Source organism: Sphingobacterium spiritivorum (assembly GCF_016724845.1).
Lineage (GTDB): Bacteria > Bacteroidota > Bacteroidia > Sphingobacteriales > Sphingobacteriaceae > Sphingobacterium > Sphingobacterium spiritivorum_A.
This window is the reverse complement of record NZ_CP068082.1, coordinates 1949030-1969834: the sequence shown is the minus strand read 5'-3', so window position 1 is coordinate 1969834 and position 20805 is coordinate 1949030. Positions and strand designations below refer to the sequence as shown.

Here is a 20805-nt window from a genome sequence, read left to right as displayed (position 1 = left end):
ACGAAGATGAAATACAATATTATAAAAATAGGTTTGCTGGCATTCGTTTCAATTACACTAACAGCATGTAGTGATTTTCTGGATGTAAATGTGAATCCGAACTCCCCAATAAAGGAAAATTTAAGTTTAAATGCCAAATTGCCTGCTGCATTGGTTACAACAGCAGTGAATGAGGCCATTCAGTTAAACCAGATCGGAGGATTATGGGGCGGCTATTGGGGAACATCCAATGAGGGGGTTAGTTCATTTACATCGCTGAAAACGTATAATGGGCCGGCTATCCGGGATACCCGTGACGGAGTTCCGGTTTGGGAATCCAACTACAATAATCTTTTGTATTACAAGGAAATATTAGATCAGGCAAATACGGAAGATGCAAAATTTTATTCAGGTATTGCCAAAATTATGATGGCTTATCACTTCTTTATTCTTGTAGATTTCTATAATAATGTGCCATTTGATGAGGCATTAAAGGGGTCTGCTGTTCTGCACCCATCATATGAACCGGGTAAAGATGTGTATACCAAATCTATCAATCTTATCACAGAGGGTATTCAGGAAATCAAAGTTGCATCCCTGTTGCCGACAAATGATGATGTCCTGTTTAAAGGGGATAAGGTTAAGTGGGCAAAGTTTGGAAATACATTAAAATTGAGAGCCCTTTTAAGACAATCTGAAGTTTCTGCACAGGCAACTTATATTACACAGGAGATTGCGAAAATTGTACAGGAAGGATCAGGTTTTCTGTTAGAAAATGCAAGCGTCAATCCGGGGTATCTGAATACAGCAACCAAGATGAATCCCTTCTATGAGACATTCTATCGTAATAATGCAGGTGTGGCAGTTGCTAATTATGCAAATATACGCCCCACTCAATACCTGATCAGTAAATATAAGGAATTTAATGATCCCCGTCTGGCACAGAATTATACGAGTGTTGCAGGAGATTATAAAGGAGTGATTTTCGGAAACAATACCATTGCCAATGAATTTGCTGCGGCAACTACTTCAGCGTTCAAAGGTCCGACTGAAAACGCTAATCAACCTGCCGGGATTGTAAAATCATTTAATCAGGTCAGTATGATCATTTCCCTGGCGGAAGCTAACTTTCTGCAAGCGGAGGCCATGGAAAGAGGCTGGATAAGCGGAGTGGCAAGTCAGCTGTATCAAAGCGGCATACAGGCTTCATTCAACTATTTGTTTAATGTCAACAATTACAATATACAGTCCTATATCAATCAGAACAATGTCAGTTATGCTACGGCTACAAATAAGATGGAACGGATTATAACTCAGAAGTGGCTGGCATTGAACAGTATTAATAATATTCAGGCGTGGAATGATTTCAGACGTCTGGGCTTTCCAAACTTCCCGAATTCTGTATCTTCACCTACGCCGGGTGCATATCCGTTGCGGTTTATGTATCCGGAAACAGAAATCAATACAAATGGTGATAATGTAGTCGCTCAGGGAGAAATTGGAATCCTGTCTTCCAAAGTGTGGTGGGATGCTAATTAAATTTATGCTGTCTGAATCCTTTCAGATGAATAAATAAGAGTATAAAGTAATTATGTCAGGTAATGCTGTAAAGCAGCATTGCCTGATTTTTATTTGATGAATCATTAAAAAGAGAGAGAAAATGAATAAATCAAAACAAACAACAACGGATTCGAAATGGCCGAAAATCCGTAAGTTTTTCAACGACCTTCACCTTTGGTTTGGTTTGATCAGTGGTATCGTTGTCTTGATTGTATGCCTTACAGGTACAATCTATGTGTACAATACGGAAATTCGTGAAGCAGCAGCTCCGCATCTGTATAAAGTGGAAAAGCCTGCTCAGGAAGCAATGACTGCGGATGATCTTCTTATCGCTGCGAAAAAACAAATTAAAGGTAAAATTTCCGGGATCCGGATTAACCATGATCCGGAGAGAGCCTATGCCATCCTGTATAGCAAACCTAAAAAAGAGGAAGGAAAAGCGGATGGAAAAGATCAGTCTGTGAAGAGTGCGGAAAAGGCTGAGGCTAAAAAAGATGTCAAAGAAGGTATTGCTGCAAACGGGGAAGGAAAAAATAAAAAAGAAGGGCAGCAAAAAGAGAAAAAGTCTGGTCCTCCGGCTGGCGGGCGTCAAAGAGCCAATCAGATGATGATCAACCCTTATACCGGTGAATTATTGGGTGATCCGCAGGAAAAGGAAACAAAGACAGCCGCTTTTATGCAAAAGATGTTTAGTTTGCACCGTTGGCTCATGCTGAATGAAATCGAAAAACCCCTTATTGAAGGAGTGGAAAACAGAAAGCTGGGAAGCTGGATCACAGGGACAGCGACTTTGCTCTTTACATTAGGTGTAATCAGCGGAATCGTTATCTGGTTTCCACAACGTCTCAGAGGATGGAAGAACGGGTTAAAGATCAAATGGTCTGCAAAGTGGAAACGTATAAATCATGACCTGCATAATACATTGGGTTTTTACAGCTGCATTATTTTATTTCTGATGGGTGTAACAGGCCCTTTCTGGTCATTCGACTGGTATCGGACAGGCTGGCAGAAGACCTGGGGAACCTATAAGGAGGCTCCGAAAGAAGGAGGCGTACCTCCCAAAGAAGAAAAGAAAGAAGAATCCATATATCCTGGTCCGGAACACGCTCCATTAGCCGTGAATCAGTTATTGTCATTAGCAGATAAGGAACTTGATTATCCGGGCGATTATATGCTTTCTCTGCCTTCCGATTCTGTGGCCACAGTATCTATATCCAAATATAGAAAAGGATTCTTCGCTCCGGCAACAGCGGACAGATTAATATTAGATCAGTATTCCGGAAAAATTCTGAAAAAGGAAATTTTTGCAGAAAAACCTTTGAATGAACGCATATCCTCTTCTGTAAAGAGTCTGCATGTCGGAGATGTATATGGTCCGTTTACCAAGCTGCTGTATTTTATATCCTGCCTCATAGCCACCTCACTTCCGGTGACGGGAGTCATGATCTGGTTGAATAAGATGAAGAAAACAAAAAAGAAAAAACCGGGAATGGCTTAAGCAGCGTTTTTAAACGATCTGTAATACCATTCTATAAGGGCTGTTGCAAATTATGCAACAGCCCTTATTAATGCCAAATGCTAGACTTTCATTCGCTGTACACGAACAGCGTTGAGAATGGCAGCCAGTGCAACACCTACATCTGCAATAACAGCCTCCCAGAGTGTCGCCACTCCGCCGGCGCCCAGAATCAGAACAATGATTTTTACACTTAGTGCTAATATGATATTCTGCCAAACAATATTTCTTGTCAGTTTTCCTACACGTATCGCTGCCAGTATTTTACGAGGTTCATCATTTTGTATAACCACATCGGCAGTTTCTACTGTAGCATCTGCTCCCAATCCGCCCATAGCGATTCCTACTGTTGCTAATGCTACGACAGGAGCATCGTTTACACCATCCCCTGCAAAGGCAACTTTTCGGTTCTGATCCAGTAATGCTTGTACATGCTTTACCTTATCTTCGGGTAACAGATTGCCGTATGCCTCGTCTATTCCTAACTTTTGAGCAACGTCATTGACAACAGATGCCTTGTCTCCGGATAACATTACGGTGTGCAAACCGCTGTCTTTCATTTTACGTATCACTTCGGCTGCATCATCCTTTACCTGATCAGCAACAGTAATATAGCCTCCATATTGTTGATTAATAGCCAGTATAACAATAGAATCTACGATATTCTTAATTTTAGCGGGATAGGAGATGCCAAATTTATCGAGCAACTTCGCATTACCGGCGAGAATCTCGCAGCCATTGACTATTCCTTTCAACCCATGTCCGGCAATCTCCTCCACGTGTTCTGCCGGTAGAACAGGTTCCTCATTATGATCATGCCGCATTACGGCTTTGGCAATAGGATGCGTAGACTGAGATTCAATCGCTTTGGCATAACGGAGCAATTCGGAAGGTGTAATATCCTGAGCGGATTTAACTTCCCTGACTTCAAAAACACCTTTCGTCAATGTGCCGGTTTTGTCCATCACAATGCTGTCTACTGTCGTAATCGCATCCAGAAAATTGCCTCCTTTAAAGAGTATTCCGTTGCGGGAAGCAAGTCCGATACCTCCGAAATACCCTAATGGAATGGAGACTACCAATGCGCAGGGACAACTGATCACCAGAAAGACAAGTGAACGATAAAACCACTCTCTGAATATATATTCATCTACAAAAAGTGCAGGAAGCAGACAGACTGCGACTGCAAGCCCAAATACAATAGGGACATATACTTTCGAAAATTTACTGATAAAGAGCTGAGTCTGTGATTTTCGGGCGGTAGCATCCTGTACCATTTCCAGAATACGGCTAAGTTTACTGTCCCTAAAAGCAGCCTTAACCTGCACCATACTCACTTTTTCCAGATTGATCATCCCGGCCAGGACCTCTTCATTTTTGTACTTTGTGTCCGGCTTGCTTTCTCCGGTAAGCGCCGCGGTATTAAATGATGCTGAATCGGAAGATAAGATCCCGTCGAGAGCTACCTTTTCCCCGGCCTTAATACGGATGATTTCATCTATAATTACCTGATTCGGATGTACAGCAAGTTCCTTTCCGTCTCTCATTACGGTGACTTCATCTGGTCTGACATCCAATAAAGCTTTGATATTTCTTTTGGCTTTGTCTACGGCACTATCCTGAAACCATTCTCCGATCTGGTAAAATACCATTACTGCAACTCCTTCTTCATATTCGCCGATCATAAAAGCTCCTATTGTTGCGATCGTCATAAGTACAAATTCATTGAAAAAATCACCTCTTGAAGCCTTTCTTACAGCCAGATCAATGACAGGCCATCCAGCCAGAAAATATGCAACCGAACTGAAAATGAGTTGTAAATAGGAAGGAATAGTAATCCGGAAAGCATATTCCAGCAGGAGAAGGGTTAGTAAGATGATAAGTGCAATAAGCAGGTTTTTCTGTTCGATCCACCAGGGTTTTTCTTTGATCTCCGTATGATTATGGTCATGATGATGTTCGCACATATCTTGAATTTAAAGGTCACTGTTCTGTTTTTTCTAAATTAGCAGATTAATATCAGGAAAGCGAAGATATCAGATCATAAAATCAATAAAAAGGCAGTAAAGGCGCAGGCATAAAAATATGGATGTCTGGAAATAAAAACGGGATCCGATTAATACCGGATCCCGTATGTATTGTAATCTGAGAAAGATCAATTTTCTTTTGAAGATCCCAGAATTGCTGATAATATCATTTCTACAATAGCGACGACGATTGCAAATAATGCTGCGGTCCAGAATCCGGATACATCAAATTTAGCGCCCATAATTTTATCACTTAACAATACCATCAGTACAGTAATAATAAAAGATACCAATCCCAAAGTCAACCAATTCAAGGGGAAGGTAAACAAGCGAAGAATACTTCCTACAGTCGCATTTACAAATCCGATAACCAATCCGGTTACAATCGCCCACCCGAAACCTGCAACATAAACTCCCGGAATGATCCAGGCTGATACAGCTACTACAACGCCGGTCAATAATAAACTAATAATAAATTTCATAGCAAAATGGTTTAAAAGTTCCGGATAAAAACGTTCAAAATAAGTGCCAAAAACCATTTTAAACTCTAAAAAAGAAGATTTTCAATTACTTTCTAAACTTTTAGTTATCTGATCTTGCTCTGTCATGATACGGTAATGTGATAAAAAAAAATAAAAAATGCTATGCTTGCATAATTATTTTTTCGTATATTCACTCTTGCAATTATAAACAGTAACGATCATGAAGAAATTAATGCTATCATTAATGGTGCTATTCGTAACAGTAGCTCTATTTGCTCAAACAGATCCTGTAATCGGTAAATGGCAGAATCCAAGCGGAGAAGCAAGAGTCGAGATCTATAAAAAGGGCGATAAGTTTTACGGAAAGATTTATTGGCTTAAAACTCCAAACGATGAATCCGGTCATCCTAAAAAAGATGTTAAAAATCCGGATGATAAGCTCAAGAGCAGACCTGTAATTGGCATGGAAAATCTGACAAACTTTGAAAAAGTAAAAGACAATATCTATGAAAACGGAAAAGTATATGATCCTAAATCCGGAAAAACATATAGCTGCAAGATGACGCTTAAAGGAGATAAACTGGATATCAGAGGATATGTAGGTGTAAGTCTCATAGGTCGTACCGATACTTTTACAAGAGTAAAATAAGTCGGTTTCTAATATAAAAAACTTAGTAAATTAGATTTCATAAGGTGGTTTTTGGTTGAAAAGGCCTTGATATTTTATCAAGGCCTTTGTTTTTTGATTTTTAATCGATTAATTTGATATAAATAATACAATCGTATATGTCTGTTAATATGTCCTACCGCGAAAATGTCAAGCTGGCGCTGCAATCTATTGTAAGCAACAAGCTGAGGACATTTCTGACAGCTCTGATCATAGCGATTGGTATTACGGCTTTGATCGGTGTCCTTACTTCTATCGATGCGATTCAGAGCTCTCTGACAAATTCCTTCTCTTCCATGGGCTCCAATTCCTTTAATATTCGTAACCGGGGGCTTAATGTGCGTATCGGCGATCAGGGAAGTCAGCCCAAAGTATATCCTGCGATTACGTATAAACAAGCGCTGGAATTTAAAGACCGGTTCAATACAGATGCTATTGTGTCTATCAATGCAAATGTAACCTGGGCTTCTACCATCAAATTTAAAAGCGAGAAAACTAACCCTAATATCGGGGTAATAGGCGGGGATGATAATTATCTGCAGACTTCGGGCTATAAAATTGCTGACGGCAGGAATTTTACAAAACAAGATGTGGAATTAGGAAGTGCTGTGGTGATTATCGGAAAAGAGATAACGACGAAACTTTTTAAAAATAATACAAATCCGCTGGGGCAGTATATTACTGTAGGAGATGATCGCTTTCTGGTGATTGGTGTGCTGGAAAGCAAGGGCTCGAGTGCTGGATTCGGAGCGGATAAGGCTTGTTTTGTGCCCATCTCTAAAGCGAGGATGATGATGGAAAATGCTAATCCTTCATACGTTATCACGGTTATGTCTCCGGATCCGCTCCGAATGGATGCAGCAGAAGGAGAGGCAATTCTTACTTTTCGTAAGATACGCGGGCTGAATGCCAGACAAACATCTAATTTTGAAATAATAAAATCAGATGCTGTGGCACAGATGCTGATGCAAAATCTGAATTATGTGACCTATGGTGCCATTGCCATTGCTGCTATTACATTATTAGGCGCTTCTATAGGTCTCATGAATATTATGCTCGTCTCGGTTACCGAACGTACCCGTGAGATCGGGGTGCGAAAAGCCATCGGTGCCACTCCGGGAGTAATACGCAAACAGTTTCTTATGGAAGCAATTGTCATTTGTATTCTGGGAGGATTAGCCGGGATTATTCTGGGGATTTCGATCGGAAATCTTTTGGCTGTAGCGCTCGGCGCGAGCTTTATTATTCCGTGGAAATGGATGTTCCTGGGGATGGCGGTCTGTATCTTCGTTGGTGTAGTTTCAGGGTATTATCCTGCATCTAAAGCTTCCGGACTCGATCCTGTGGAAGCACTGCGCTATGAATAGTGAAAAATTAAACAATCGTTTCCACAGTCTTCTTTTTGTGTAATTTGGGTTAAATTTTCTTTAAACCCGCCTTCTGCATCCCTTTCTTCAGAGATAAAACTGTATTTTTACGTGCTAAAATAGACTATTATGTATAAGACACTTCAACCTGCATTGCAGAAAGAGATCGCAGCCATTAAAGAAGCTGGTTTGTATAAAGAAGAACGTATTATCGTGACTCCACAGGGAGCCGATATTAAAGTAAGCACAGGTGCCGAAGTTATCAATTTCTGTGCAAACAATTATCTGGGGCTTTCTTCTCATCCCAAAGTGATTGAAGCGGCTAAGCAGGCTATCGATTCACATGGATACGGTATGTCGTCTGTACGTTTTATCTGTGGTACGCAGGATATTCATAAGGAATTAGAATCTAAACTTTCGACTTTTCTGGGAACAGAAGATACGATCTTATATGCAGCGGCATTTGATGCCAATGGCGGAGTATTTGAGCCTCTATTTGGTGCGGAAGATGCTATCATCTCTGATGAACTGAATCATGCTTCTATCATTGATGGAGTAAGATTGTGTAAAGCACAGCGTTTCCGTTATAAAAATGCGGATATGGCTGATCTGGAAGCACAGTTGCAGGCTGCTTCAGGAGCCCGTCACAAAATTATTGTGACTGACGGCGCGTTCTCTATGGACGGATCCGTAGCACCATTAGACCAGATCTGTGATCTTGCCGATAAATATGAAGCACTGGTGATGATTGATGAGTCGCATTGTACAGGTTTTATCGGTAAAAACGGCAGAGGTACACATGAATTATATAACGTGATTGACCGTGTGGATATCATTACCGGAACACTTGGAAAAGCATTGGGAGGAGCCAGCGGAGGCTTTACTTCCGGTAAAAAAGAAATCATAGATATGTTACGTCAGCGTTCCCGTCCGTATTTATTTTCAAATACACTGGCGCCGGCCATTGCAGGTGCTTCGGTGGCTGTACTGGACATGTTGAGCCAGACGACAGAGCTTCGTGACAAACTAGAGAATAACACCAAATATTTCCGTGAACAGATGACAGCTGCGGGCTTTGACATTAAGCCGGGATTTCATCCGATCGTGCCTGTAATGCTGTATGACGCTAAATTAGCACAGGAATTTGCAACAAAAATGCTGGAAGAGGGTATTTATGTGATCGGCTTTTATTATCCGGTTGTTCCTCAGGGAAAAGCCCGGATCAGAGTACAGATATCGGCCGGACATGATCGTCACCACCTGGACAAAGCTATTGCTGCGTTTACTAAAGTCGGTCAGGAATTGGGGGTTATAAAATAAAAATTAGTGATGATGTAAAAATTGTGGTGTAAAATCGTTAGCTTTGCACCCTCAAATTTTATATACAAACATTTGCTAGATGCAGAATATCAGAAACATAGCGATCATCGCACACGTTGACCACGGTAAAACCACATTGGTTGACAAAATCTTACACTTTACCAATCTTTTCAGAGATTCGGAAAACAAAGGCGACTTAATTTTGGATAACAATGATCTGGAGCGCGAACGCGGTATCACCATTGTCTCTAAAAACGTTTCTGTTACCTATCAGGGTGTAAAAATCAATGTTATTGACACTCCTGGTCACGCCGATTTCGGAGGTGAAGTAGAGCGTGTACTTAAAATGGCTGACGGGGTTATCCTTTTGGTGGATGCGTTCGAAGGTCCGATGCCGCAAACACGTTTCGTGACGCAAAAGGCATTGGGATTAGGACTGAAACCAATTGTTGTTGTCAACAAAGTGGATAAAGAAAACTGTCGTCCGGATGAAGTATATGAAAATGTTTTTGACCTTTTCTTCAGTCTTGATGCAAATGAAGAGCAATTAGATTTCCCTGTACTTTACGGTTCATCTAAACAAGGATGGATGTCAACAGACTGGAAAGAACCTAAAGAAGATTTTACTGATCTTCTGGATGCTATTCTGAAACATATCCCGTCTGCTCCTGTAGTAGAAGGTACTTTACAAATGCAGATTACGTCTCTTGATTATTCTACTTTCGTAGGACGTATCGCAGTAGGACGTGTAGCGCGTGGTATGATCAAAGAAGGACAACCGGTATCGCTTGTGAAACGTGACGGTAAAATCGTAAAATCCCGTGTGAAAGAGTTGTATGTGTTTGAAGGATTAGGCAAAGCGAGAGTTACAGAAGTAAAATCAGGTGATATATGTGCTGTAGTTGGTATCGAAGGATTTGATATCGGTGATACTATCGCAGATTTTGAAAACCCGGAACAACTGGAGGTTATGCATATCGATGAGCCTACCATGAATATGTTGTTCACGATCAATAACTCTCCTTTCTTCGGTAAAGAAGGTAAATATGTGACTTCACGTCACATCCATGACCGTCTGCAGAAAGAATTGGAGAAAAATCTTGCACTACGTGTTGTTCCTACAGAATCTCCTGATGCCTGGTTAGTATATGGTCGTGGTATTCTTCACTTATCTGTATTGATCGAGACAATGCGTCGCGAAGGATACGAGCTTCAGGTAGGTCAGCCACAGGTTATCGTTAAAGAAATTGACGGTGTGAAGTGTGAGCCTATTGAAGTAATGGTTGTAGATGTTCCTGCTGAGGTGTCCGGTAAGGTAATCGAGTTGGTAACTCAACGTAAAGGTGAATTGTTAGTGATGGAGACAAAAGGAGAAATGCAGCATCTGGAATTCGAGATTCCCTCCCGCGGTATCATCGGTCTTCGTAACAACGTATTGACTGCAACAGCTGGTGAAGCTGTAATGGCTCACCGTCTGAAAGGTTATGAGCCTTGGAGAGGAACAATCCCTGGCCGTCTTCATGGTGTATTAATCTCTCTTGATAAAGGTACTACTACTGCATACTCTATCGATAAGCTGCAGGATCGTGGTAAATTCTTTGTAGATCCGGGAGTGGATATTTATGAAGGACAGATATTAGGAGAACACATCCGTGATAATGATTTGACTATCAATATCGTGAAAGGTAAGCAATTAACGAATATGCGTGCTTCAGGTACGGATGATAATACCCGTATTGCTCCTGCAATCAAATTCTCACTGGAAGAGTCTATGGAATATATCCAGGCTGACGAGTACATCGAGGTTACACCGGAAAGTACACGTCTGCGTAAGATCTACCTGACAGAGAATGAGCGTAAAATCAATGCGAAAAAATTCCAGTAATCGTATCGCATCATACATAGAAAAAGAGTTGTCAGATTTCTGACAACTCTTTTTTTGTTTACAGGAAGCGTTTTATAAAATTGAACAGCTTTATGGTTTTTGCAGTATAGGGATACCAGAATACCTGCGATAACGGAATTTTTTTGCTGCCTGATACTACAGTCCTTTCATGTGAAAAGGATTTGAAACCATATTGTCCGAAGGACTGTCCTATTCCCGAATGATTGACTCCGCCAAACGGAAGATTGGGATGCATATACTGAATCAGCATATCATTCACTGCAGTAGAGCCGGCAGTTGTATTCCTGAGAATCGTATCCGTATAATGCCTGTTGTTACTGAAGATATAGAGTGCCAGAGGTTTTTCTTTTCGGGATACAAGGGTCAATGCTTCATCTACATTTTCATAGTAAACCACTGGTAATATGGGACCAAAGATTTCTTCTGTCATTAAGCTGCTGTCTGCGGGCATGTCTGTCACTACTGTCGGAGCTATATAAAGCGATGTCTTATTTGTTTCACCGCCTGCCAGTATCCGGGCTCCTGCTTCAACAGCTTGTTTGAGAGCCGCATCCAGACGGTCAAATTGCCTGTCATTGATGATACGGGCCAGATCCGGCGATTGATCTGCAGATGTTCCGAAAGCCTTTACCACTTCTTCCGGTACTATTTTTTCAAATGTATCCTTCAGTTTTTTGTCTATAAGTACATAGTCGGGGGCAATACAGGTTTGTCCTGCATTTACGAATTTGCCCCATATCAGATTTCGTACTATCTGTCGCAGATTTACATCTTTATCTATAAATACAGGTGATTTTCCGCCTAATTCTAATGTTATATCTGAAAGGTGTGCAGAGGCAGCCTGCATCACGATCTTACCTACCTTCGGTGAACCTGTAAAATGAATATGGTCAAATTTGAGATTTAGTAAATGTGTAGTTTCTTCAGCTTGTCCGTTAATAACGGCAACATGCTCCTGTTGAAATACAGAGCGGATAATTTTTTCTACTATCACATTGGTATGGGGAACGTATTCGGATAACTTCAGCATAACAGTATTACCGGCAGCTATACTGCTGATTGTTTGCATCAGCGGAATCTGAAACGGATAGTTCCAGGGCGTAATAATAAGAGAATTACCCTTTGGCTCATATTGGAGGTAGGAGTGTGTCGTGATATACATCAGGTTGTTCTTTACCTTTTGGTTTTGAGCCCATCTTTTTAGATTCCTGCAGATATGTCTTATCGTAGATTGGACAACGTAAATTTCGGTATAATCTGTTTCAAAGGTATTCTTTCTGAAATCCAGGTGTAGAGCTTTCGTAATTGCAGCGTGATTGTTTTCTATTTGTTCACCCAAACTGCGAATAAGGGAAATGCGTTGCTCTACGGACAGCTGTCTGGTTTTTTCCTTGTAGTCCAGTTGTCTGGAGTAGAGAGAAGATATGTGTGCTAAAGGTGTACAGGTCGCTTCTGCCATAGTCAGGGTATTTTATTACAAAACCATCAAATGCTAAACAAAGTTTTAATTAAAAAAGGCCCGACGATATGTCAGACCCTCAATTAACAATATTTCGGATCAGTTTATTAAAACATAGGTACTTCTATCAGGAGAAGTTGTGCGTCTGCATCTGCTTCTATACTGATATTAGCTGAGTCGTGTATTCCTATTGCGTCTCTGCGGCCAAGCTGTTCTCCTCCGACTGAAACATTTCCTTCCAAAACAAAGAGATAAATGCCATTTGTCTGACTGTGTAAATGATAGGCTAAAGTATTTCCTTTTTGCAGATCAGCAAGATTGAACCAGGAATCCTGATTTATCCATACAGCATTTGCATCTGCTTCATCTGGAGAGACAATGGTAATCCATTTATTCTCTTTGTCAAGATGAGCATATGATTTTTGATCGTATCTCGGTTCGATATCCGCTTCTTTAGGTATAATCCAGATTTGTAAAAATTTTACGTCATCTGTTTTACTTCCGTTGAATTCGGAATGCTGAATACCTGTGCCGGCACTCATGATCTGTACATCTCCGGTCTGTATATCTTTTCCATGACCCATGCTGTCGCTGTGAGCCAGTGTGCCTGATAGCGGGATACTTACAATCTCCATATTGTCATGCGGATGGCGGCCAAATCCCTGGCCTGCTGCTACATGATCATCATTCAACACACGTAGTGCACCGAAATGGATATTGTCCGGGTTGTAATATTGTCCGAAACTAAAAGAATGATAGCTTTTTAACCATCCGAAGTCTGCATGACCGCGTTTTTCTGCACGATGGATTGTTTTTTGCATGATTAACCTCCTGTATTTATATGTTTAAACATCAATATTTGTGCCAACTACAATAACATACAGGGAGGTGTCAAAATGACAGATGGTCCTGTTGGGTGAGGGAAGTACACGAATCCGTACAGCATATTTTATCAAATGCAGTACGGATTATGTTCTTATTGATCTATAGCAAAGCTGCTATTTTTCTAAAATTCTTTTCTTTCGTAGCATCCATAATCAGGAACCAGTCAATGATTGTCCAGATACCCAGACCTCCACATGTCAATAACTTTCCGATTCCGAGACCTGTATCTCCGATAATGAAACGATCTATACCAAATGAACCTGCAAAGATCGAGATCAACAGGGTAATCGTTGGATCGTTGAAGGACAGCATCTGTATTTGTACAAAACGACTCTCATCCATTTGCAGCATTTGCTCTCTCAACAGATTAAGATGTTGAGGTGAGAAAAATTTGACCTGAGTTATTAAATAACTGTCCACTCTTTGTGCATCCATAGTTTTAGCTTAATAATGTTTTCAATCGTAAATATAGAATTTTAGTAAGAATGCGCAAAAAAATAAAATCGGCGTTATCCTTAGGATAACGCCGATTTTATTTTTTACTTAGTCTTTAAGTTTTTCCGGAGCAACTGTCCGGATCAGTGCACGTGCAAGGATCCGATTTGGATCTACGAGTGGCAGCCCTGAGATTTCTTTTTCACGAAGTGCCCAGGATAATTCTGTACATCCTAATACGATCACTGTAGCACCTTCTTTTTTGAGTTCGTGGATTGCACCAACCAATTCTTCTTTTGCGCGGTTTGTGACAGGAGAGGAGCTGGCTTTGATTCCGTACTGCTCATCATGTATTGCCGCCTGGATTTTCTCCTGCCATTCCTCAGCTGGCTGAATAACTTTCAAGCCCTTAGCTGCAAATACGTGATTGTAAAGGCCTGTGTTGCGGATACCTGTAGTGGTCAGGATGCCGACTACAGGTGAAGTGAAATGTGTTGCGATATAATCGGATGTTTCTTCCACCATATGTAGCAACCGGATTTTATGCTCTTTATTTTGCAATTCATACCGGATGATATCAAATATGGGAACGGCATGCGCTGTATGACAGGGGATGGCAGCTACAGTCGCCCCGGATTTTTCCAGTTCACTTATGATGTCTGCCATGGCGTATGCCGGATTTGTCAATGTATTATCAAGTAAATACTGCGTGCGGTCCGCGATACGATGTGGTTGTGAAGACAAAAGCACAGGCAGGTGATCCTGATCTGTGGATGCAATTGTTTCTTCCATTATTTTTTTGATAAGCTCCAGTCCGGCAAGTGGTCTGGCTCCTCCAACGATTCCAATCATTTTGTGCCTCCTAATCTTAATTTAATCCCCTACTTCTGATCGAAGTCCGGTTCTCATTAATTATCCAAAAATGAAGCCAATATGGCTGTATGGGTTGCAAAAATATGTTAAAGGAGTGTTGTATGGATTTTTTGTTCTGAAAGAGACGGAGTCGCTATCCTATTTTCTATTATTGATATAGATTCGGAGGCTGTTACTCTTCCTTTGCCTCGTGATAATCCTTATTAAGTTTATCCATGCGTTTTTTGATGGATACATCCGTTCTGAAACCTTCCAGATTATCAATAGCGCTTTTCTCAACAGCAATACTTGTATGGGATTCATAGTCGTGAATCTCGCGCTGACTCAAAAGAGCCTGATCATATGAATCGCGGCCGCTCATGAGTTTGACAAATACGGGCAGACACTCAAAAAATATAAACAAGAGTGCAATAAAAAGTACAGCATTTTCTGTAGCCTGATCAACCGTGCCGTCTGCTTTAAATTTAAGGTTGCCAAGGGCTGCATTACGATCTGCAAATCCGGCTATATTGACTGCACTATCCAGGCTTTTATTGGAAAGTAGTTTTTGATCCAGTATACCCTCGAATGCCTTTCGGTCCTGGAGTACGACTTCTTTTTGTTGAATGCGTGTTCTCAGCGTATCGAGATAGATTTCCTGTTTTTTGAGCTGAGCCTCTTTCATTTTAGCATAAGGTCCGTATCCCATGACACCGGAAGTCTCTGTTGTTTTGTTGCCAAAGATTTCGAAATTAAGTTTTTGCTTATCAGACTTTATGCTGCTGTCTAATGAGTCCGCCTGTTTTTTTAATCCGTTGAGCTGCCCATATTCAGTTGCATACTTATTTTCAAATGTCTGATTGAGGGTATCTATTTTTGCCCGCTGCTGACTCAGGTATGATCCCCGCAGATGTTCACGGATCTCTTTGTCAAATATCTTTAACTCCAGTGGTCTGGAAATAACAACACCGACAAGTATGGCCAGTAAGATTCGTGGAAAAGCCTGTAAAAATTGCTTTCCGCTGCCTTTAGTCTTGTCAATACTCAGTACTATGTAACGATCGAGATTAAAGATTGCCAGCCCCCAAATAAGTCCGAAAAGTATTGCGTATACAACAGAAAGCGGATTACCGCTAAAGACAAAGTATAATGCATATCCGCCGGAAAGAGCTGCAAAAAGCCCGGTGAAAAATATCGTGGCACCAATACTGACATATTTATTATGTTCTTCGGGATATTTTATCAGGGTGTCCTGATGTACGCCGGCACAGTACCAGAAGAAGCGAGATACACTATTCATCTTTTAAGTTGCTAATTATTATGCTAATAGACGTAATATTTTGATAATAGTTACATCTATGTATTTGTTTTACAAAAATCTGATAAATTTCTCAAAGTAAAGAGTCTTTGTGCCCGCTAAAGGCAGTCATTCCGGGTGGAATTGTTAACTTTGTAAAAAAACATTGAAAACAAATCAAGAAACAGAAATGAATAAAAAAAGCTTTTTGCCCATGTTCATGATCGTTGCGGCAACTGTGGTCGGTTGTACTAATGAACAGAAGACAGAAACGACCAACCCTTTACTTTTAACCTATGATACACCTTTCAATGTACCTCCTTTTGACAAGATCAAAGATGAGCATTTTAAGCCTGCATTTGATGAAGCATTAAAACAACATAAACTGGAGATCGACTCTATTGTTAATAATACGGATGAACCAACTTTTGCAAATACTATTCTGGCTTTAGAAAATGCCGGAGGTTTGTTAAGTCAGGTTTCCACTATATTTTCTAATCTTAATTTAGCGAATACTAACGACACTATTCAGGCTTTAGCCAAAGGTATGGCTCCTGTATTGTCTGCACATAATGATGAGATTACATTAAATTCTACCCTGTTTGGCAAAATCAAAACCATATGGGAAAAGAAACAGACACTCGGACTGGATGCTGAAGACAATAAGTTACTGGAAGAAACATACAAAAGATTTATCCGTTCGGGAGCTGGCCTGAAGGATAAGGATAAAGAAAAACTGAAAAAAATCAATGCAGAGTTGTCAGTGCTGACCACCCAGTTTGGACAAAACGTTTTAAAAGAAACCAATGCATTCGAATTGGTTATTGATAAAGAAGCTGATCTGGAAGGGCTTACCTCTGATCTGAAAGCGGCTGCAGCAGAAGCTGCGAAGACAAAGGGTCTGAAAGATAAATGGGTATTTACATTGAAAAACCCATCAATTATGCCATTTCTGCAATATGCCAAGAACAGAGATCTGCGTAAGAAAATCTGGGAAGCATATAGCCTGAGAGGAAATAACGGAAATGACGCAGACAACAAAGAGATTGTGCGCAAAATTGCAAATCTGCGTCTGGAAAAGGCCAAATTATTAGGCTTTGCAAATCATGCCGCTTATGTCTTGTCTGAATCTATGGCCGAGAATCCGGCTAATGTATATGATTTACTGAACAAGCTGTGGACTCCGGCTCTGGCAAAGGCAAAAGTGGAAGCTGCAGATATTCAGAAAGAGATCATTGCTGCAAAAGATACATTTAATGTAGCACCATATGACTGGAGATACTATGCTGAGATTATCCGTAAAAAACGCTTTGCTTTGAATGAAGAGGATATCAAGCCTTATCTGAGTCTGCAGTCTGTACGTGAAGGGGCTTTCTCTGTAGCAAATAAGTTATACGGTCTGACATTTGTCGCTTTAAATAATGTACCGGTCTATCACCCTGAAGTGGAAGTATATGAAGTGAAAGATAAAGATGGTTCACAGCTGGGACTGTTATATGCAGACTTTTTTCCGAGAGCTTCTAAAAAAGGCGGAGCATGGATGACATCCTACCGTTCACAATATAGAAAAGAGGGCAAGCGTGTAGCTCCTGTTATTTCTATTGTATGTAATTTTACCAAACCAATAGGTGATGAACCTGCATTGCTTACATTTGATGAAGCAACAACTTTATTCCACGAATTCGGACATGCGCTGCACGGATTATTGTCTAATGTTAAATATAAAAGTCTGGCCGGTACATCGGTACCGAGAGATTTTGTGGAACTTCCTTCACAGATCATGGAAAACTGGGCGGCAGATCCTGAAGTCTTGAAAGTATATGCCAAACATTACAAAACCGGAGAGGCAATCCCGGATTCGCTGATTTCTAAGATGCAAAAGGCCGGCACATTTGATCAGGGCTTTGCTACTGTAGAATATTTGGCTGCGTCCTTACTGGATATGAATTACCACACCATTACAGCTCCTGTTAAAGAAGATATCAATGCTTTTGAGAAAGGAGCAATGAACAAGATCGGACTTATCAGCTCTATTATCCCGAGATATAGAAGTACCTATTTTGAACATATTTTCTCAGGAGGTTATTCGGCAGGATATTATGCTTATATCTGGTCTGAGGTATTGGATTCAGATGCTTTCGCAGCATTCAAAGAAAAAGGATTGTATGATCAAGGCACTGCCGCTTCTTTCAGAAGAAATATTCTTGAAAGAGGAGGAACAGGAAATCCGGCACAAATGTATCGCACATTCAGAGGTGCAGATCCGAATCCGGTCTACCTGATGAAGAAAAGAGGATTGAACTAATCACATCACAAAACAAAAGCGGGGTTTTCATATAGAAAACCCCGCTTTTGTTTATAATAAAATTTTCAGCGCATACATCTGAATCTATCAGATACCGGCCGAATGGAATTGAAGGTCGTATAGTTTCTTATAGAATCCGTCTATAGCGAGCAGTTCATGATGGTTGCCGATCTCTTTGATCTCACCTTTATCGAGAACAATAATTTTGTCTGCTTTCTGGATTGTTGACAATCTGTGTGCAATGACAATGGCGGTTCTCCCTTTCATGAGGTTGTCAATGGCTGACTGGATCAGCTCCTCCGTTTCGGTATCTACAGAAGAAGTTGCTTCATCCAGTATCAGTATTTTAGGATCGTGGACCAGTGCTCTGATAAAAGAGATAAGTTGTGCCTGGCCTGCTGATAATGTTGCTCCGCGTTCCATTACCTCATAGTCAAATCCTCCGGGTAGACGCTTAATAAAATCATAAGCTCCGACCTGTCTTGCTGCATCGATTATTTTCTCATTCGAAATGCTGTCTTCATTCAGATTGATATTCTTTCGGATGGAATCCGAGAATAGAAAAACATCCTGCAGTACAGTGGCAATAGTCTTGCGCAGGTAATTGAGTTCATATTCACGTATATCTATTCCGTCCAGGAGGATCTGTCCTTTATTGATTTCGTAAAAACGACTCAGGATATTGATTGTAGAGGATTTACCAGCACCCGTGGCACCCACAAGCGCAAGTGTTTCTCCGGGCTGTACTTTGAAGCTTACATCTTTTAATACCCAGTTCTCATCATTGTAGGCAAACCATACATTTTTAAATTCGATTTCTCCTTTGACAGTTTCCGGTTTAAGTGTACCCGCATTGGGAGTCGCTTCATCGGTGTCCAGTACATCAAAGATTCTTTCAGCACTGACCATGCCCATCTGCAGGGTGTTGAATTTATCTATAAGTTCTCGTATAGGTCTGAATATCATGTTTATATACATGATAAATGCCACTACTACCCCGGGAGATATCACATCTGCGATAATCTGTTTGGATCCGAACCAAACCAGAAGACCGAGTGCTATGGCCATGATGAGTTCTAATACCGGGAAAAATATAGAAAAGTACCAGTTGGCACGGATGTGTGCGTTTCGGTGGTGGGAGTTGATGTCTTTAAACTTATGTAACTCTTGTTTTTCCCGGGCAAAGTATTGAATAATACCCATCCCTGAGATATGCTCCTGCAAAAATGTATTGAGATTAGCCACCCACTTTCGTACATCCTGAAAAGCAGATTTCATCGCCTCTTTAAAAATGTAGGTCGCTGCCACCATCAGTGGCATAGGAATGAGAACGATAAGGGTCAGCTTCCAATCGGTGTAGAACATGACTATAAGTATCACCAGTAGTTGCAGCAGGTCTCCTATAATCTGTATAAGCCCTTCTGAGAAGATATTGGATATCGTTTCCAGATCGGATATTGTACGTGTGATAAGCCTTCCTATAGGGGTATTGTCGAAGTATTTGAGCCTGAGATTAGTGATGTGATTAAATACTTCAATACGTATATCTCTGATTACAGATTGTCCAAGAGTATTGGTCATTAATGTATGAAAATACCTGATGATGGTTTGTAAAACCAGAAGTCCCAACATCGCAATCAGCATGTTATTAAGTCCTGATGCGTCGTCTGTGAGAATATATTTGTCTAGGGTGTGCTCGATGAGCAAGGGTAGTGCGGGCGCTACGGCTGCAAGCAAAATAGTCAATACGACCGAAATCCAGAATACGGTCTGATAGGGTCGCATATATTTGATCATGCGCTTTAATAGCTTACTGTCGTATGTTTTTCCTGTTATTTTTTGATCGCTCACTACTTATTCTATTTACGTTTACTAATATAAGGATAAACCACTTCCGTTAAGTATAATCCATGCGCCGGGACAGATGTTCCGGCTTTTGAGCGGCTTTTGCTCGCAATGACTTCCTGGATATATACAGGTTCTTTTCCTTTCAGGCCAATCTCTAACAAGGTGCCTACAATCGCGCGGACCATATTTCTTAGAAAGCGGTCTGCGGAAATATGAAAAACAAGATGATCATCCGTATTCCATAACCATTCAGCTCTTGATATATCACAAAAATTGGTAAAAACCTGTGTGTTGGATTTACTGAAACATTCAAAATCCTGTCTTCCCAGTAGGTATTGACAGGCTTCATTCATCTTCGCTACATCCGGAATATCTCTGGTCAGCCAGGAGGCATGTATCAGAAAAGGATCTTTTTTGAAATGCAGATGGTATTCGTAAGATCTGGAAGTTGCATCAAAACGGGCATGAGCTTCGTCAACTACCGGTAAAAGCCTGTATACTGCAATATCATGAGGCAACAGGGCATTGAGGGAATGAACAAATTTATCTGGCTGTAATAGCAGACCTTCCGGTATGGCATCGAAGTGAACAAATAACTGCCTTGCGTGTACTCCTGTATCTGTACGGCCGGCACCTATAGTTTCAATGTCCTTTCGAAGCAAGGTTTTAAGTACATCATTTAATTTTTCCTGTACAGAAACAGCGTTATGCTGGATTTGCCAACCATGATATGCTGTGCCTTGATATGCTATCTCCAGAAAGAAACGTTTTGTTTTTAGTTCCACATTGCAAATGTAGTGATTTGGATGATTTTATGATTCAACTTCATTTTTTGACGGAACAATTTGACATTAGCATTGTTAATAAAGCAGATTAAACTGTTAAACATTCACTTTGGGA

Annotated in this window: 16 protein-coding genes; 7 read left to right on the top strand and 9 right to left on the bottom strand. The window is 40.7% G+C overall.

The window, feature by feature from the left end:
• Nucleotides 1-6 precede the first annotated feature (6 nt).
• Complete coding sequence (locus I6J03_RS08255) at nt 7-1518, top strand: SusD/RagB family nutrient-binding outer membrane lipoprotein (protein ID WP_003009245.1); 1512 nt, start codon at nt 7-9, stop codon at nt 1516-1518.
• Nucleotides 1519-1639: 121 nt separating this feature from the next.
• Entirely contained in the window at nt 1640-3037 is a 1398-nt protein-coding gene (locus I6J03_RS08250) for a PepSY-associated TM helix domain-containing protein (protein WP_003009243.1), read from the top strand.
• A gap of 80 nt (nt 3038-3117) precedes the next feature.
• On the opposite strand, the gene I6J03_RS08245 is transcribed toward I6J03_RS08250, so the two are convergent.
• The gene (locus tag I6J03_RS08245) at nt 3118-5022 is read right to left on the bottom strand and encodes a heavy metal translocating P-type ATPase (RefSeq protein WP_003009241.1); all 1905 of its coding nucleotides are present in this window, start codon (nt 5020-5022) and stop codon (nt 3118-3120) included.
• 188 nt (nt 5023-5210) lie between these two features.
• Nucleotides 5211-5564 (bottom strand): phage holin family protein, encoded by a 354-nt coding sequence (locus I6J03_RS08240; RefSeq protein ID WP_039990224.1) that lies wholly within the window; start codon nt 5562-5564, stop codon nt 5211-5213.
• 220 nt (nt 5565-5784) lie between these two features.
• Here I6J03_RS08240 and I6J03_RS08235 point away from each other — a divergent pair, with 220 nt between their 5' ends.
• The 4 genes from I6J03_RS08235 (at nt 5785) to typA (ending at nt 10803) form a co-directional block, all read left to right on the top strand.
• Nucleotides 5785-6213, top strand: coding sequence for a DUF2147 domain-containing protein (locus tag I6J03_RS08235; RefSeq protein WP_003009235.1), 429 nt, complete (start codon nt 5785-5787; stop codon nt 6211-6213).
• 137 nt (nt 6214-6350) lie between these two features.
• Nucleotides 6351-7598 carry an ABC transporter permease gene (locus tag I6J03_RS08230; RefSeq protein ID WP_003009232.1) on the top strand — a complete coding sequence of 416 codons (1248 nt, stop codon included), beginning with the start codon at nt 6351-6353 and terminating at the stop codon, nt 7596-7598.
• 129 nt (nt 7599-7727) lie between these two features.
• Nucleotides 7728-8918 carry a glycine C-acetyltransferase gene (gene kbl / locus I6J03_RS08225; RefSeq protein WP_002998224.1) on the top strand — a complete coding sequence of 397 codons (1191 nt, stop codon included), beginning with the start codon at nt 7728-7730 and terminating at the stop codon, nt 8916-8918.
• A gap of 79 nt (nt 8919-8997) precedes the next feature.
• Complete coding sequence (gene typA, locus I6J03_RS08220; protein WP_003009230.1) at nt 8998-10803, top strand: translational GTPase TypA; 1806 nt, start codon at nt 8998-9000, stop codon at nt 10801-10803.
• A 58-nt stretch (nt 10804-10861) separates the two neighbouring features.
• Here typA and I6J03_RS08215 read toward each other — a convergent pair whose 3' ends face one another.
• The 5 genes from I6J03_RS08215 to I6J03_RS08195 form a co-directional block, all read right to left on the bottom strand.
• A complete protein-coding gene (locus I6J03_RS08215) occupies nt 10862-12283 on the bottom strand; it encodes an aldehyde dehydrogenase family protein (protein WP_003009228.1) in 1422 nt (473 codons plus the stop codon).
• A 107-nt stretch (nt 12284-12390) separates the two neighbouring features.
• Nucleotides 12391-13104, bottom strand: coding sequence for a pirin family protein (locus I6J03_RS08210; protein WP_003009227.1), 714 nt, complete (start codon nt 13102-13104; stop codon nt 12391-12393).
• A gap of 163 nt (nt 13105-13267) precedes the next feature.
• On the bottom strand, nt 13268-13603 hold the full coding sequence (locus I6J03_RS08205; RefSeq protein WP_003009225.1) for a TM2 domain-containing protein: 336 nt from the start codon (nt 13601-13603) through the stop codon (nt 13268-13270).
• Between the two features lie 108 nt (nt 13604-13711).
• On the bottom strand, nt 13712-14455 hold the full coding sequence (locus tag I6J03_RS08200; protein WP_201694297.1) for an aspartate/glutamate racemase family protein: 744 nt from the start codon (nt 14453-14455) through the stop codon (nt 13712-13714).
• Nucleotides 14456-14648: 193 nt separating this feature from the next.
• Nucleotides 14649-15755 (bottom strand): DUF4407 domain-containing protein, encoded by a 1107-nt coding sequence (locus I6J03_RS08195; protein ID WP_003009221.1) that lies wholly within the window; start codon nt 15753-15755, stop codon nt 14649-14651.
• A 187-nt stretch (nt 15756-15942) separates the two neighbouring features.
• Between I6J03_RS08195 and I6J03_RS08190 the strand changes: the two genes are divergently transcribed.
• Nucleotides 15943-18057, top strand: coding sequence for a M3 family metallopeptidase (locus I6J03_RS08190; RefSeq protein WP_003009219.1), 2115 nt, complete (start codon nt 15943-15945; stop codon nt 18055-18057).
• Between the two features lie 87 nt (nt 18058-18144).
• Here the strand turns inward: I6J03_RS08190 and I6J03_RS08185 are convergent, their stop codons facing one another.
• Complete coding sequence (locus I6J03_RS08185; protein ID WP_003009217.1) at nt 18145-19908, bottom strand: ABC transporter ATP-binding protein; 1764 nt, start codon at nt 19906-19908, stop codon at nt 18145-18147.
• A gap of 8 nt (nt 19909-19916) precedes the next feature.
• Complete coding sequence (gene truA, locus I6J03_RS08180; RefSeq protein WP_003009215.1) at nt 19917-20690, bottom strand: tRNA pseudouridine(38-40) synthase TruA; 774 nt, start codon at nt 20688-20690, stop codon at nt 19917-19919.
• Nucleotides 20691-20805: the final 115 nt, after the last annotated feature.